Below are 14,852 nucleotides of genomic sequence, written 5' to 3'. Positions count from 1 at the left end.
GTCTGCTGCCGTATTAACTGTCGATCAGCTGCGGATTCCACGCATGCACGGTCTGCCGCTGTTCGCCGAGGCCTTCGATCCCCAGGCGCATGGTGTCGCCCGGTTTCAAATACACGGCCGACGGTTTCTGCCCCATGCCCACGCCAGGTGGCGTGCCGGTGCTGATGATGTCGCCCGGGTACAAGGTCATGAAGCGGCTGATGTAGCTGACCAGGTTGGCCACGCCGAAGACCATCGTTTTGGTATTGCCGTCCTGGACGCGCTTGCCGTTCACTTCCAGCCACAGGCCCAGGTTTTGCGGGTCCGCCACTTCATCGCTTGTGACCAGCCAGGGGCCGATGGGGCCGAAGGTATCGCAACCCTTGCCCTTGTCCCACTGGCCGCCGCGCTCCAATTGGTATTCGCGTTCGGACAAATCGTTCACCACGCAGTAGCCGGCCACGTGCGACAGCGCCTCCGCTTCGCTCACATAGCGCGCGGTGGTGCCGATCACCACGCCCAGCTCCACTTCCCAGTCGCTTTTCTGCGAGTCCTGCGGCAGCACCACGGCGTCGTTGGCGCCGATGATGGCGCTGGTGGCCTTCATGAACAGCACCGGCTCCGGCGGCACGGCCATGCCCGATTCGGCCGCATGGTCGGCATAGTTCAAGCCCACGCACAGGAACTTGCCCACACCCTTCCACGGCGGCGCGATGCGGCCAGGGTTGGCCACCACCGGCAGGCTGTCGATGTCGACGGCGGCCAGGGTCGCCAGGCCATCCTTGCCCAGGGTCGCGCCCGTGATATCGGGCAGCACGCCGGACAGGTCGCGCACGGCGCCTTCAGCATCGATCAAGGCAGGTTTTTCAGCGCCCTTGGCGCCATAACGCATCAGTTTCATGTGTGTCTCTCGTTGTAGTGATTAATTTGACCAACCACCGTCGATCACATGGACCATGCCGGTGGTGAAAGCGGATTCGTCGGAAGCCAGATACACGGCCAGGGCGGCGATTTCCTCGGCCCTGCCGACTCTGCCCATCGGCTGACGGGCCACGAAAGCGGCTTGCACGGTTTCCACGCTGACGCCAGTGGCTTCGGCTTGCGCGGCAATGCGTTCCTTCAGCGACGGCGACTCGATGGTGCCGGGGCAGATCGCATTGCAGCGGATGCCGCGCGTGACGAAGTCCGCGGCCACCGACTTGGTCATGCCCACCACGGCCGCCTTCGAGGTGCCGTAGATAAAGCGGTTCGGCGCGCCCTTCACGCTCGACGCCACGGACGACATATTGACGATGGAGCCGGCGCCCCTGGCCAGCATGCCGGGCAACACGGCGCGCATCAGCCGGTACATGGAGCGGGCATTGATGTCGAAGGAACGGTCCCAGGCCGCATCGTCGCAGTCGAGAATGGTGCCGCCATCGACGAAGCCGGCGCAGTTGAACAGGATATCGACGGGGCCGATCTCGCCGGCCAGCGCGGTGATCGCCGCGCCATCGGTCACGTCGAGCCGGCGGATGGTGCAACCCGTCGCTTCCTTCAGCGCGTCGAGCTGGACCTGATTGATATCGGTGGCGATCACGGTCGCGCCTTCGCGCACGAACGCTTCGGCCGTGGCCCGGCCGATGCCCTGGCCGGCGGCGGTGAGCAAGGCGATTTTTCCTTGTAGTCTGGCGGTCATGTTATCTCCTTTTATTTTTAACCCAACACCTTTAACTGCTGGGGTCAGACCCGGCGGGTCTGCCCCCGGATTCTTGCTAAGCGAGGTAGAAAACCTGCTCCATCATCGCCCAGTGCTCGCCCTCGGCGCGCGAGGCCAGCGGCAGCTGGCAAGGGGCGCAAAAGGTCCACCAGCGCTGCGTTTCCGGGTCGGCGGCGATGGCCGCCATGTCGGCTTCAAAATCCTCGCCGTGGTATTCCCAGTAAGCGAACAACAGGTTTTCCGGTTCGCGCAAAAAGATCGAATAATTGCTGACATGGGCCGCCGTCAGCTTGGCCAGCACCTGCGGCCAGACGGCGGCGTGCAGGGTCTTGTATTCCGTGATGCGGTCCGGCGCGATGCCGATGACCATACCCATTCTTTTCATGGCGTTTCCTCGTCGATGTCGTAGAAGCGCAGTGCATTGAGGCCGAAAATATCGTCCCTGTCCTGCTGATCGAGATGCGCCAGCAGCGCTTCGCTCGCCAGCAGCCAGGCCGCATAGCCGCCCGCCAGGTCGACTACCGGCCAGTCGCTGCCCCAGATCACGCGACGGGGGCCGAACACGTCCAGCACATGCGCCACATACGGCTGCAAATCGTCGACGCGCCAGCCGGGCCGCGCTTCCGTCACCAGCCCTGACAGCTTGCAGTGCACGTTCGGCAGCGCGGCCAGCTGCGCCATGTCTTCGCGCCAGTGTCCAAATTCAGCTTCGGCGATCGGCGGCTTGGCCGCATGGTCGATCACGATGGGGATCGCTGGAAAATCGCGCGCGCAGTGCAGCAGCGCGGGCAAGTGGCGCGGCAGCACCAGCGCGTCCAGCCGCAAGCCGTGTGCCGCCATGGCCGTCAACGCTGGCCTCAGCGCCGGGTTGGCGATCCATTGATCGTCGTCGAGGTCCTGCAGCATCGGGCGCAGGCCTTTGAGCTTGGGCTGCGACGCCAGGCGGGCAATCGCCGCCGGTGCGTCTTTGGCCAACAAGTCGGTCCAGCCCACGACGGCGCGGATAAAGCCGGTCTTTTCCGCCAGCGCCAGCAGGTAATCGGTATCGGCGGACGACGGCAGCGACTGCACCAGCACCGTTCCAGCGATGCCATGTTCGGCCAGCAGGGGCGCCAGGTCGGCGGGCGCGAAATCGCGGTGGATGGCGGCCAAGGATGGCGGCGGCCAGCTGCCGCCGCGCGCGGCCAGTTGCCAGCAGTGCTGGTGGGCGTCGATGCGCATCAAGCGGCTCCCTTGGGCACGGGTGCGCGCGCGTCGATCAGGCCAGCTTCCTGCAAGGCCGTCCACAAGGCGTCCGGCAAGGGCGTGGCGAACCAGTCGAGGTTTTGCCGCAGCTGCGCCAGGTCCTGGCCGCCGGGAATGCAGGATGCGACGGCCGGATGGGCGAGCGGAAACTGCAAGGCGGCGGCCTGCAGCGGCACGTTGAATGCGCGGCAGATGGCGTCGAGCTGCGCCACGCGCTTGAGTATGGCCTCCGGCGCGTCGGCATAATTGAATTTGCCGTTCCCGGCCAGCACGCCCGAGTTGAACGGGCCGCCGATCACGATGGCGTTGCCGCGTTCCACGCACAGGTCCAGCAATGGCGACAGCGAAGCCTGTTCCAGCAAGGTATAGCGGCCGGCCAGCAGGGTGCAATCGAGGTCGAATTCCGCCATCGCCCGCAGCACGATCTCGGATTCGTTGACGCCGAGACCCACGGCCTTCACCTGGCCGCCGGCGCGCAGTTCATCGAGGGCGCGAAAGCCGCCGCCGGTCGTCAGCTGGCGCCAGTATTGCTGCTCGCGTTCGCCATGCGTGGCCTTGCCGATATCGTGCACGAACAGGATATCGATGCGCTCGAGTCCCAATCGCTGCAGGCTGTCGTCGTGCGAACGCAGCACGCCGTCATACGTGTAGTCATAATGGGGACGGAACGGCAGCGGCGCGGCAAAGCCGTCGTCGCCGGGACGCACGCAGGCGTCGGGCCGCATCAGCCGTCCTACCTTGGTACTGACGACAAAATGATCGCGGGGCCGCTCGCGCAGCGCCGCGCCGAGACGGTGTTCGGACTGGGTATAGCCATAGAATGGCGCTGTGTCGAAGAAGCGCACGCCGGCGTCCCAGGCGCCATCGAGGGTGGCGCGCGCCTGCGCGTCGCTGACCGGCTGGTACAAACCACCCAGCGGCGCGCAGCCCATGCCGATGCAGGGCAGCGACAGGCCGCCACGCGGCAAGCTACGCAATTGTGTGACATCCATGAATCCGGCCCTCAAGCAGCGCGCAAGGGGAAGCAGCCTGGCCCCACCGCGTCGAATTGTTTATAGGTCAGCACGAATTCCTGGTGGCCCAGGTCTTCCGAGCGGCTCAATTCTCCGTTGGCCACGTTCAGCACGGCGGCGACGATCTCGGCGCCCACCTCTTCCAGGGTGGCTGCGCCCGTGAGTATCTTGCCGGCGTTGATATCCATGTCGTCGGCCAGGCGCTCGAAGGTTTGCGGATTGGCGCACACCTTGATGACGGGAGAAATCGCCGAGCCCACCACGGAGCCGCGGCCCGTCGTGAACAGGGTGATGTGGGCGCCGCAGGAAATGAGCTCGACGATTTCCGCGTTGTCCGACACGTTCGGGAAACCGAAGCGCGGCTCGCCGTCCGGTACCACGTCGAGCAGATACAGGCCGCCGCCGGCCGGCTGGTCGCCCGGCTTCAGAATGCCGACGATGGGCGAGGAACCGCTCTTGGCGTAGGCGCCCAGCGATTTTTCTTCCTGCGTGGTGAGGCCGCCATCGGCGTTCCCCGGCGAGAAGCTGCCATGACCCATGATGGTGTAGTAGCGCGCGGCCTTGGCCACGGTGTCGACGATGGCGTTGCCCAGGGCCGGGCTGACGGCGCGCCGCTGCATGTGGTATTCGCAGCCCACCAGTTCGCCCGTCTCCTCGAAGATGCAGGGGCTGCCGGCCGCGATCAGCGTGTCGAAGGCGACACCGACGGCCGGGTTGGCGCTGATGCCGCTGGTGCTGTCGGAGCCGCCGCAGATGGTGGCGACGACCAGTTCCTCGATCCCCATCGGCACGCGCTCCTGCCGCGCCAGGTGATCGAGAGCCCAGCCTATCCATTCGACGCCGCTGCTCACGCTGGGGCGCGTGCCGCTGTTTTCCTGGATGGTGATCGTGTGCACGGGGCGGTCGCTGTCGGCCACGGCGCTGGACAGGCCATATTTGTTGAAGCCTTCGCAGCCGAGAGACACCAGCAGCACGGCGCCCACGTTCGGGTGCGTCAGCAGGCGGCGCATCACCTGGTCCGCGTATTCGTTGGGGAAGCAGCCCGTAAAGCCGATCAGGTGCACGGGCTGGCCGGGAAAGGCGTTGACCATCAGGCGCGCCACGTGGTGCGCGCATTCGACCATATAGGCCACCACCACGATATTGCGGATGCCCTTGCGGCCATCGGCGCGCAGGTAGCCCGACAGGGCGGGTGTCGTCGTTGGAGCGTTCATGCTTGGTCGTCCTTGTGCAGGAAATGGTGGCCGTCCTGGCCCAGGGTAAACGTGGGGATGTAGTCGCTTGCCAGGTTGTGCGTGTGAATATGCTCGCCGATGGCGACGGGAGCCGTGATGCTGCCGATCAGGGCGCCGTAGCGCAGCACCTTGTCGCCCACGGCCAGCGCGCGGCGCGCCACCTTGTGGCCGATCTGGATGTCTTGCGCCAGGGTGACGGGCAGGCCGTCGATGGCGACGACGTCGCCGCTGGCCAATGCTGTCCTCGCGATCAGGCAGTTATCCTCGGGCGACATCAGGAGCAGGCTGGCAGGCCGGGAAGCGAGGCTCATGGAGCACCCTCCCCGGCAAAGGCGGCTAGGCGTCCGGCTGGCTCAGTTTTTCGCGCGTGCCTATCGAGGACAGCATGGTGCTGCGCGAGGAATCGAGGTGCGAACGCATGCACTCGAGCGCCTTCGGTACGTCGTGCTCCGCCAGCGCATGCAGGATCGCCAGATGCTCCTGCACCGCGTACTGGTTGCGGCCCTTTTCCTCGCCCTTGTCCCACTGGTAGTGATAGTGGAAGACAAACGAGACGATATCGTAGAAGCCCTGCGCGAAGCGGTTGTTCAGCAGGCCAATCAAAAAGGTGTGGAACTCGCGGTCCAGCGCCGGAAAGGCATTGTGGCGCGTGTCTATCCTGGCCGCCAGCTTCTCGTGCTGCTTGATCAGCCGCGCCAGTTCCGCATACGCGGGGTCGCCATGCGGCAAGTGCGCAAACTGCTCCACGGCCGCCATCTCGAACATGCGCCGCATGTCCGCCAGTTCGGTGGCGAACGAGCGGTCGAACGCGCACAGGCGCCAGCCGCCGCGCGGTTTCTTTTCGATCAGGCCGAAGCGCGAAAAGCCGATCAGGAATTCGCGCACGCTGACGGTACTGGCGCCCGCCTCGCGCGCCAGTTCCGCTTCCGAAAATTCCGCGCCGGGCGGCATGTCGCGCTGGTACACGCGCTCCATCAGCACCTGCTGGATGCGCTCGGCCCCCGACTGCAATTCGGAGATATCGAAGTAGTCGCCCGGTATGGGTTTGCGCAGCAGGCGCCGGTCCGCCGGGCTGGCGATCAGCCGCCGCGTCGACAGGTAGGCGATCGCGCTGCGGACCGCCGTGCGGCTGCCCTGGCAGATGGTGGTCAGGAACTGCTCCGTCGGCAGCATCTCGCCCACTGCGACATTCTCGGCGAGAAATTGCAACAGCAGATTGGTACTGCGCTTGAAGACGGTGGCGGGTTTGGACATGGATGAATGAACGCGCTATGCCAGCGAAAGGGAAAGTGGATGAGTGGGCCATTTTAGTCGATATCGGATTGGATCGGCATGCCGAAAAAGAAACAACTGCGGCGGCGGGGGCGTTCATGGCTGCGCTCCCGGCGCCAGCATGGCGCGCAGGCGCGGCTGCGCCAGCGCGGGACAGAGCTGCCGCGCCAGCGCCGCCACGGGCGCCACGCGGCGCGCTATCTTGCCGGCGTGGTGCTGGGCGACGTCGGCCAGGCGGTGCGCAAGAAAGGGATTGCAAAAGCGTTCCCTGACCTGCGCCACATAGGCCAGCGCGGCGTCGCCGTGCGGCACCTCCATGGCGGCAAACACGGGCAGCACCTCCTCCTGCCACAGGGCTTCCAGCGCGGCGCGCATGGCGCCATCGTCCATCGCCTCGCGCACCGTCATGCCGGCCGGGCTGCCCCGCTCCATCCACAGCTGCGCCAGATAGGTGTGACCGAGGTTCAGCAAAAACAGCTTGCGCTGTTCATACTCGCGCAGGCTGTTCGTCACCACCACCTGCCGGTGGCGGCACGGCAGCAGCATGCCTTCCTGCGCCTCGATGGCCCACAGCGCATAGGGTTCGGCCACGGCGCCCACCGGTTCGATCGGCTCCGAAACGATGCGGTCGACGAGGGAATTGATCCACAGGCAACCCGTTTCCAGGTAGCCGATGAACGCGGCATCGCAGCGCCACTGCCGCGCCAATGCCACGACCACCTGGCGCAGCACCTTGCCGTTGTCGGCCACCAGTTCGCACGGAAAAATCGAGAGGGGCGCGGCGCCGGCCAGGAAGCGCCCGTGCAGCAGCACCAGCAGCTTGGCGGGAAAGCTGGCGGGGACGGTATCGCCGTCGAGCATGCCGGCGTGGTCGAATTCGTCCAGCTGGTAGCCCGTATCGCCCGTATTCGACAAGATCACGCGCGCGGCCACGGCCGCATCGCGCACCTGCCGCCAGTCGCTGCCCGCTTGCCATGCCTGCGTGACGGCGTGGGCGCGGCGCTCTTCGTCGACTTGCGCGCCGTCCTGCCAGCCGCGAATGCGCACGGGGTAGCCGCCACCGCGGCGAAACGCCGCCACGCGGGCCGCGCCCTGCGCGCTGCCGGTCGTTTGCACGATGGTGATCTGGCCCAGCGCCTCGTCCAGGCTGGCCGCTTCGCTGACGAACAGGTCGGCATGCGCCTGCAGGAAGCGGCTGGTGCCAAATTGAAGTATGGGGTTGAGATCGCTCATCTCAGACCTCGACGATGGCCTTGATGACGCCCGCCTCGGGCTGCATCCAGCGATCGAGCACGCCCGTAAATTCATCGAGCGTGGTGCGGTGGGTATTGAGCAGCGCGGTGGGTACTTTCCCCGCCTTCATGGCCGCCACCACGTCCTCGAAATCGTCGACGGTGGCATTGCGGCTGCCCAGCAAGGTCGTTTCGCGCTTGTGAAATTCAGGATCGGAGAACGACAGGCGGTCGCGCACGATCGATACCAGCACATAGGAGCCGCCATGGGCGACAAAGTCCAGGCCACGCTCCATGGCGGCGATATTGCCGGTGGCGTCAAACACCACGTCGAAGAATTCGCCGTCCGTGGCGTCCGACAGCAGCTCCTTGTCGCCCTCGCCCAGCTGCACCGTGCGAGCGATGCCCAGCGCGTCGCGGCAGAACCGCAGGCGGTCGGCGCGGCCGTCAAGCACCGTCACGTCGGCGCCTTTCAACGATGCGAACAGCATCACGGCCATGCCAATCGGGCCGGCACCCACCACCAGCACGCGCTTGGCCGCATCGACCGCGCCGCGCTTGACGGCATGCGCGCCGATGGCGAGAAATTCGATCATGGCCGCGTCATCGAGCGAGATGCCTTCCGTCTTGAAGACGAAGCGCTCGGGCAGCGCCAGGTATTCGGTCATGCCGCCGTCGCGGTGCACGCCCAGCACTTCGATGCGGGTGCAGCAGTTGGTCTTGCCCTGGCGGCAGGCCACGCAAGTACCGCACGACAGGTAGGGCATCACGTAGACCTGGTCGCCCACGGCCAGGCGAGAGCCGGCCGGCGCGCTGTGGATATGGCCGGACAATTCATGGCCCATCACGCGCGGATAGCTGAGGAAAGGCTGGGTGCCGCGGAAGATGTGCATGTCGGTGCCGCAGATGCCGACGCGGCGTATGCGCAGCAGCACTTCGCCCTCGGCGGGCACGGGCACGGGGCGCTGCTCCATGCGCAAACTGCCGGGCGTATCGCAAACGATACTTTTCATCATGGTCGTCTCTCTCGCCGTCCGGATCTTGCCGGCGGCATATTATATTTAACGTACAAACCAACTGTGAAAAAAATCCGTCTGCGCGGATTGTCTTTCCAGCCCTGCCAAGCGCGCATCTTGCTGCGCCGCACAACGATTACTCCATCATGCCGCCTGACCCGAACCTCGTTGTTTTGCTGAAGTCGTCGTTCGGTTTTATAAATATACCGTACAAAAAAATGAAGGTCAACGGATTCTTTTTCCGGTTTTTTCGGGTCTCTGCTACATTTCTGCTTGACCCTGACGTAACGTCAGGCGCCATCGTGGTTGCACGCACTGAAGACAAGGAGAAGACGATGCTGTTGAAAATCGGTGAACTGGCCAGGCTCACGGGCCTGAGCGTGCGCACCCTGCACCACTACGACAGCATCGGCCTGCTCTCGCCTTCGGCGCGCACGCAAGCTGGCTACCGCCTGTACCAGCACGGCGACATGGACCGGCTGCACCGGATCATGGCGCTGCGCAAGTTCGGGCTGTCGCTGGCCGATATCGCCAACGCCCTCGCCGGGCCGGATCTGCCCTTGCATTCCATCGTGGCGCAGCAAATCGCCATGCTGGAACACCAGATCGCGCAGGCTTCCACCCTGCGCGAACGCCTGCGCACCTTGCAGGCGCAACTGGCGCAGGGGCAGGCGCCGGAACTGGCCGAGTGGCTTACCACTATGGAGTTGATGACCATGTACGACAAATACTTTAGTCGCGAAGAACTGCAACAAATGCCGCTGCTGACAGATAGCGCCGTGGAACAGGAATGGAAGGAACTGGTGGCGCGCGTGCGCGCCGCGAAAGACGCGGGCGCCGGCCCCGGCGATGTCCGGGCGCAGGCGCTGGCCACGGAATGGATGGTCAAGCTGGTGCGCGACACGGGCGCCCACCCGGGCCTGTTCGCGCGCCTGAACGACATGCATGCGCAGGAGCCGTCCATGCAGGCGACCACCAGCATCGATGCGGAACTGATGCAGTTCATCCTCGCCGCCTTCAACGCCTCGCGCATGGCACTGTACAAGCCTTTCCTCGACGAGCAGGAATATGCGTATTTACTCGCCAACTACGGCAGGCGCTCGGGCGAGTGGCCGGCCCTGATCGCCGCCGTGCGCGCCGCCATCGATGCACGCACGCCGCCCACCGACCCGGCCGTGCTGCAATTGGCGCGGCAATGGCTGGACCTGTTCCGCTCGTATGCGGGCACGGACCCGGCCACGCAGCTGAAATTCCGCCAGGCGCACCAGCAGGAACCGCGCTTGATGGAAGGCAGTTTCGTCGATGCCGCCATGGTGCAATACCTGGGCGCGGCGATGGCCGTGGTGGCGCAGGAAAAACAAGCGTAAAAGTTGGCGTGCGGCATTTCCAGGCGGTGGCCATGTAGAATCGGCCATCGCCAATCACAGGAAAATCCGATGCGCCGCTTTTTGCTTATATGTCTGACCCTGCCCGCCCTGAATTCCGCCATGGCGGCCGAGCCGCCCGTGCAAGGCGTGTGGCAGGGCACGCTGGGCAAGGCCAACATCGTCGCCTGCTTCAACCAGCCCAGCCCCACGCAAGGATCTGACCGCAGTGGCAACTATTACTACACGCGCTACAAGACACCGATCATGCTGGCCATGGCGAACGGCAAGCGCGACTGGAGCGAGTCCGACGCGAAGGGCGACACGACGGGCACGTGGCGCCTGGGTGCGCCGCAGGGCGGCAAAGTCACCGGCACCTGGACGGACCCGAAAAGCGGCAAGTCCCTGCCCCTGGCCTTGACCCTGCTGGAAGCGGCGGGCGACCGCGACCATCCATCCTGCGCCAGCGATGCCTACAATCTGGCGCTGGAAGATTTTCCCAATACCAAGACGAGCAAGCCGATCGCCTTCGAAGGCAAGCAATACCGCAACCTGCAAATCGGCGACACCATCACCGTGGAACTGATGGCGCCCGGCGACGGCGTGGCGAAAATCAATGCGCAGCTGCGCGCCGTGCTGGCAAAAAATAAAAAAGACCTGGCCGACTTCTATGCCACGCGCCGCGAATACCTGGGCCGCAACGGCTTCACGACGGAAGACGAAGTGTATGCGGAGCCCACCTACTGGTCGCCGCGCTGGGTGACGGTCAAGTTCTACCGCTGGCCGGCCGGCTATGGCGCCAGCGGTATTTCCATCCGGTTCCGCACCTGGGACGTGAAGACGGGCCAGGAAACGGACGTGTGGAACTGGTTTGGCGCCAGCGCCAGCGATGGCGACGACAAGGCCGAACTGCCGGACCGCCTGCGCCAGGCCCTGTTCAAGGATGTGAAAATCGACGCCGAATGCAAGGGCACGGATTACGACGGCCGCGGCCGCTTCCACCTGTCCTTGAAACCGGAAGGCGTATCGTTCTGGGAAGACTCGAACGGCAGCGGCTGCGAAAACGATTTTCTGCTGCCCTACAGCAAGGTCGGCCCCTTCCTCACCGCCAAGGGCCGTGCCGCGCTCAGCGATCTGCTGCCGAAGAATTAAGCAGCGCCTCTGCCACCATCTCCGCCGTCGCGGCCGCCAGGGTCCAGCCCAGGTGGCCGTGGCCCGTGTTGTAGTACACGCCGGGCGCCTTGCCGGGCCCCACTTTCGGCAGCATGGCCGGCAGCATGGGGCGCAAGCCGGCCCACGGGATCACTTTGCGCGTACTCACGCCGGGAAAGCACTGCTCGACCCATTCCAATAGCGGGCGGATGCGGTCGGCGCGGATGTCGTAATTAACGCCATTGAATTCCGCCGTGCCCGCCACCCTGAGCCGGTCCTCGCCCAGGCGGCTGCTGACCAGCTTGGTTGCATCGTCGAGCAGGCTGACCTGGGGCGCAGCCGCCTGGCTGGCTCGGTCATCGAGCTGCACGGTAATCGAATAGCCTTTCACCGGATACACATTCACGTGGTCGCCCAGCATTGCCGCCATGGCGCGGCTGGCCGTGCCCGCGCAGATGACGACGGCGTCGAACACGGCGCTGTCCTCGCCCATGGAGACACGCACCTTGCCGTGTTCGCGCGCCAGCGCGGTGACCTGTGCTCCGTAGCGGCAGGCCACGCCCAGGCGGGCGCAGGCGTCGGCCAGGCCGCTGGTGAATTTGTGGATGTCGCCCGTGGAATCGCTGTCCGTGTAGTAACCGCCGTAAAAGTCACCGTGCAAGCTCGGTTCGATGGCGCGCATTTCTTGCGGCGTGACGGCGCGCCGTTCCAATCCTGCCTGCGCCAGCAGGCTCGACACGCCGGCCGCCCGCTCGAAGCCGCGCCGGTCACGGTACACATGCAGGATGCCGGCGCGGCGGTGATCGAAAGCTATCTTTTCTTCTTCCGCCCATGCAAACAGATGCGCGCGCGCGGCAATCGCCATGCGCGCCGTGGCGATGGTATTGCGCTCGTAATCCGGCATGGCGGCGAGAAATTCCGCAAACCAGCTCAGCTTGTGCCAGCCGGGAGTCGGATTGAGCAGCAGCGGCGCATCGCGCCGCGTCATCCATTTCAGCGCGTTCCAGATCGTCGCCTTGTGGTTCCACACTTCCGCGTGCGAAGCCGACAATTGCCCGCCGTTCGCGTACGACGTTTCCATGGCGGCATAACGGTGGCGCTCGACCAGGGTGACAGCGACGCCCCGTTTCGCCAGCGCATAGGCCGTGGTGACGCCCGTGATGCCGCCGCCGATAACGGCCACCGTGCGGCTCATGGCGCCCCTACCTTCTGCACGACGGTATCGCCCGCCTGCAGCACGCGGCCATCCTCGGCCAGCACGTCCATCCTGCGCACGGGCAAGCCTGAACCGCGTTGCAGCAAGGTGGAATGCGCCTCGCCAGGGTCGAACAATTGCGCCTCGCTCCACTGGCGCAAGCCGACGACGACGGGAAACAGGGCCAGCCCCTTGGGCGTGAGCACGTATTCCTGGTAGGCCGTGCCGTCCGAGGCCGGCGCGACCGTAAAAATGCCCTCTTCCACCAGCGTGTGCAGGCGGTCGGCCAGGATGTTCTTCGCCACGCCCAGGCTTTTCTGGAATTCGCCGAAGCGGCGCATGCCGTCGAAGGCGTCGCGCACGATCAAGAGCGACCAGCGCTCGCCGATCGCGTCGAGCGCGCGCGCAACGGGACAGGGGTCGGTTTTCAGGCTCTTGCGCTTGGCCACGGATGTCTCCTTGATTGAGTGGTTGCATTTTAAAACTTCTCGGCGTAGACTCCAACTGGTTTTAATTTGAAACCACATAGGCATCCATGCGCGACACGACCTCTCCCCTTCCCCTGGCAACGCTTGCCCCCTCCCTCGTCTGGCTGTTTGCCTGCGCGGCCGGCCTCAGCGTGGCCAATGTGTATTACGCCCAGCCTTTACTCGCCACCCTGGCGCAGGAATTCGACATGACGGAGGCCGCCAGCGGCATGATCATCACGGCCACGCAGCTCGGCTGCGCGCTGGCCCTGCTGCTGCTGGTTCCCTTGGGCGACATGCTGAACCGGCGCCGTCTGACCCTGTTCCAGCTGGGCTTGCTTGCCGTCTCGCTGGCGGCGCTGGGCTGCGCCCGTTCCACGGCCGCCTTGCTGGGCGGCATGCTGCTGGTGGGCTTGCTGGGCACGGCCATGACGCAGGGCTTGATCGCCTATGCGGCCAGCGCGGCGGCCAGCCATGAGCGGGGCAGGGTCGTCGGCATGGCGCAGGGCGGCGTGGTGATCGGCTTGCTGCTGGCGCGCACCCTGTCCGGCGTGGTGGCGGACCTGGCCGACTGGCGCGCCGTGTATTTTGTTTCCGCGGCCATCGCCTGCGCCCTGCTGTTGCTGCTGTGGCGCAAGCTGCCGCCGGCGCAGCCATCCGATCAAAAGCTGGCCTACGGCACCCTGCTCGCCTCGATGCTGGACATGCTGCTGCACAACAAGGTACTGCGCGTGCGCGGCATGCTGGCCCTGCTGATGTTTGCCGTCTTCAATATTTTCTGGAGCGCGCTCGTGCTGCCATTGACGGCGCAAGGCTATGGCCATGCGGCCATCGGCGCTTTTGGGTTAGTGGGCGTGATCGGTGCGCTGGGCGCGGCGCGTGCGGGCGCCATGGCGGACAAGGGCCGCGCCCAGTGGACGACGGGCGCAGCCCTGTTGCTGCTGCTGGCCGCGTGGCTGCCGCTGAGTTTTGCGGGCGCGGCCCTGTGGCCCTTGATCGTCGGCATCATCGCGCTGGACCTGGCGGGCCAAGCCATCCACGTGACGAACCAGAGCCTGATTTTCAAGCAGGACAGCGACGCGCACAGCCGCCTGGTGGCGTGCTACATGCTGTTTTATGCGGTGGGAAGCGGACTCGGGGCGATTGCCGCCACCAGCGTGTATGCGCTGGCGGGCTGGCATGGGGTATGCGCGCTGGGCGCGGCGGTCAGCTTGCTCGCCTTGCTGTTCTGGCGGCTGACCTTGCCTGCTGAAAAAGCTTAGTTCAGCATGGCCGTGGCGGCGGAACCATGGCGGTACGTCTTCAGGGCATCGGGCTGGATCTGGATCAGCGAACCGCTGACTTTAATCAGGTGCAAGTCCGTCAGCTGGTGCAGCACGCGCGACAGGGTGGCGGGCGCCAGGTTCAGGAACGAGGCCAACAGACTTTTCTTCAAGTCCAGCTTGACTTCGTTCGAGCGCTGCTGGTCCGATGCCTGCAACAGATACTCGACCACGCGCTGGGTGGCATTCTGCACGGAGCAGCGCTCCACGTTGCGGATGAAACCCATCAGGTGATGCGACAGGCTGTTCATCATCTGGCGCGCGATGCGGGGCGATTGGTCCAGCAGGCGCAGCAGCGCGTGCGGCGGGATGCGCAGCAGCAAACAATGTTCGAGCGCTTCGGCGCAGAACGGATACGGTTCATCGAGGAAAATCATGGCTTCGCCGAAGCTCTGGCCCGGGCGGATCAATTCCAGGACCTTGTCGGTCCCTTCCATGGAAAACACGCTGAGCTTGACGAGGCCGAAGACCACCACGTAGGCGCCTTCCGCCACTTCGCCCTTGCGAAACAGCACTTTGCCTTTTTCCACTTCGACGCGCACGACATCCTGGCGCAATTGCTCTAATTGCGAAGGGGAAATATGGCGGAACAGAGCCTGGCTCGATAGCAAGCCATCGACGTTGACCTTATGCATGACACTCTCTTATTAGATTAGCGAAT

At 65.0% G+C, this 14,852-nt stretch carries 16 protein-coding genes; 3 read left to right on the top strand and 13 right to left on the bottom strand.

Translation table 11 applies throughout. The annotated features are described in order from the left end of the window. Positions 1 to 13: 13 nt before the first annotated feature. The 10 genes from ACQ4WQ_RS17915 to ACQ4WQ_RS17870 all read right to left on the bottom strand — a co-directional run bounded on the left by ACQ4WQ_RS17915 (position 14) and on the right by ACQ4WQ_RS17870 (position 8,688). The gene (locus ACQ4WQ_RS17915) at positions 14 to 880 is read right to left on the bottom strand and encodes a fumarylacetoacetate hydrolase family protein (RefSeq protein ID WP_436498885.1); all 867 of its coding nucleotides are present in this window, start codon (positions 878 to 880) and stop codon (positions 14 to 16) included. A gap of 21 nt (positions 881 to 901) precedes the next feature. Then, the gene (locus ACQ4WQ_RS17910; RefSeq protein WP_436498883.1) at positions 902 to 1,657 is read right to left on the bottom strand and encodes an SDR family oxidoreductase; all 756 of its coding nucleotides are present in this window, start codon (positions 1,655 to 1,657) and stop codon (positions 902 to 904) included. 76 nt (positions 1,658 to 1,733) lie between these two features. Further along, positions 1,734 to 2,063: an L-rhamnose mutarotase gene (locus ACQ4WQ_RS17905; RefSeq protein ID WP_436498881.1), complete on the bottom strand. Its 330-nt coding sequence runs from the start codon at positions 2,061 to 2,063 to the stop codon at positions 1,734 to 1,736. Then, positions 2,060 to 2,899, bottom strand: coding sequence for an amidohydrolase family protein (locus tag ACQ4WQ_RS17900; RefSeq protein ID WP_436498879.1), 840 nt, complete (start codon positions 2,897 to 2,899; stop codon positions 2,060 to 2,062). The genes ACQ4WQ_RS17905 and ACQ4WQ_RS17900 overlap by 4 nt, the downstream gene beginning before the upstream one ends. Beyond that, on the bottom strand, positions 2,899 to 3,915 hold the full coding sequence (locus ACQ4WQ_RS17895) for an aldo/keto reductase (protein WP_436498877.1): 1,017 nt from the start codon (positions 3,913 to 3,915) through the stop codon (positions 2,899 to 2,901). Before ACQ4WQ_RS17895 ends, ACQ4WQ_RS17900 begins: the two co-directional genes overlap by 1 nt. Positions 3,916 to 3,926: 11 nt before the next feature. Further along, on the bottom strand, positions 3,927 to 5,150 hold the full coding sequence (locus ACQ4WQ_RS17890) for a UxaA family hydrolase (protein WP_436498875.1): 1,224 nt from the start codon (positions 5,148 to 5,150) through the stop codon (positions 3,927 to 3,929). Beyond that, complete coding sequence (locus ACQ4WQ_RS17885; protein WP_070221792.1) at positions 5,147 to 5,482, bottom strand: UxaA family hydrolase; 336 nt, start codon at positions 5,480 to 5,482, stop codon at positions 5,147 to 5,149. Before ACQ4WQ_RS17885 ends, ACQ4WQ_RS17890 begins: the two co-directional genes overlap by 4 nt. A 25-nt stretch (positions 5,483 to 5,507) precedes the next feature. Beyond that, entirely contained in the window at positions 5,508 to 6,425 is a 918-nt protein-coding gene (locus ACQ4WQ_RS17880; protein WP_436498873.1) for a GntR family transcriptional regulator, read from the bottom strand. A 114-nt stretch (positions 6,426 to 6,539) separates the two neighbouring features. Next, the gene (locus ACQ4WQ_RS17875; protein WP_436498871.1) at positions 6,540 to 7,676 is read right to left on the bottom strand and encodes a mannitol dehydrogenase family protein; all 1,137 of its coding nucleotides are present in this window, start codon (positions 7,674 to 7,676) and stop codon (positions 6,540 to 6,542) included. Position 7,677: 1 nt separating this feature from the next. Then, the gene (locus ACQ4WQ_RS17870; protein ID WP_436499170.1) at positions 7,678 to 8,688 is read right to left on the bottom strand and encodes a zinc-binding alcohol dehydrogenase family protein; all 1,011 of its coding nucleotides are present in this window, start codon (positions 8,686 to 8,688) and stop codon (positions 7,678 to 7,680) included. Positions 8,689 to 9,026: 338 nt separating this feature from the next. Here ACQ4WQ_RS17870 and ACQ4WQ_RS17865 point away from each other — a divergent pair, with 338 nt between their 5' ends. After that, positions 9,027 to 10,058 carry a MerR family transcriptional regulator gene (locus ACQ4WQ_RS17865; protein ID WP_436498869.1) on the top strand — a complete coding sequence of 344 codons (1,032 nt, stop codon included), beginning with the start codon at positions 9,027 to 9,029 and terminating at the stop codon, positions 10,056 to 10,058. 69 nt (positions 10,059 to 10,127) lie between these two features. Next, entirely contained in the window at positions 10,128 to 11,207 is a 1,080-nt protein-coding gene (locus tag ACQ4WQ_RS17860) for a hypothetical protein (RefSeq protein WP_436498867.1), read from the top strand. On the opposite strand, the gene ACQ4WQ_RS17855 is transcribed toward ACQ4WQ_RS17860, so the two are convergent. Next, positions 11,182 to 12,402: a D-amino acid dehydrogenase gene (locus tag ACQ4WQ_RS17855; RefSeq protein WP_436498865.1), complete on the bottom strand. Its 1,221-nt coding sequence runs from the start codon at positions 12,400 to 12,402 to the stop codon at positions 11,182 to 11,184. The two genes, ACQ4WQ_RS17860 and ACQ4WQ_RS17855, sit on opposite strands and share 26 nt — an antisense overlap. Next, a complete protein-coding gene (locus tag ACQ4WQ_RS17850; RefSeq protein ID WP_436498863.1) occupies positions 12,399 to 12,851 on the bottom strand; it encodes a winged helix-turn-helix transcriptional regulator in 453 nt (150 codons plus the stop codon). The genes ACQ4WQ_RS17855 and ACQ4WQ_RS17850 overlap by 4 nt, the downstream gene beginning before the upstream one ends. Before the next feature lie 86 nt (positions 12,852 to 12,937). On the opposite strand from ACQ4WQ_RS17850, the gene ACQ4WQ_RS17845 reads away from it, so the two are divergent. Next, positions 12,938 to 14,131: an MFS transporter gene (locus ACQ4WQ_RS17845; protein ID WP_436498861.1), complete on the top strand. Its 1,194-nt coding sequence runs from the start codon at positions 12,938 to 12,940 to the stop codon at positions 14,129 to 14,131. Here the strand turns inward: ACQ4WQ_RS17845 and ACQ4WQ_RS17840 are convergent. Further along, the gene (locus ACQ4WQ_RS17840) at positions 14,128 to 14,826 is read right to left on the bottom strand and encodes a Crp/Fnr family transcriptional regulator (protein ID WP_070313712.1); all 699 of its coding nucleotides are present in this window, start codon (positions 14,824 to 14,826) and stop codon (positions 14,128 to 14,130) included. The two genes, ACQ4WQ_RS17845 and ACQ4WQ_RS17840, sit on opposite strands and share 4 nt — an antisense overlap. Positions 14,827 to 14,852 lie beyond the last annotated feature (26 nt).

Origin of the sequence: Janthinobacterium goodfellowi (assembly GCF_051380695.1) — a bacterium.
GTDB lineage: Bacteria > Pseudomonadota > Gammaproteobacteria > Burkholderiales > Burkholderiaceae_D > Janthinobacterium.
This window is presented reverse-complemented; position numbering and strand designations above follow the sequence as displayed.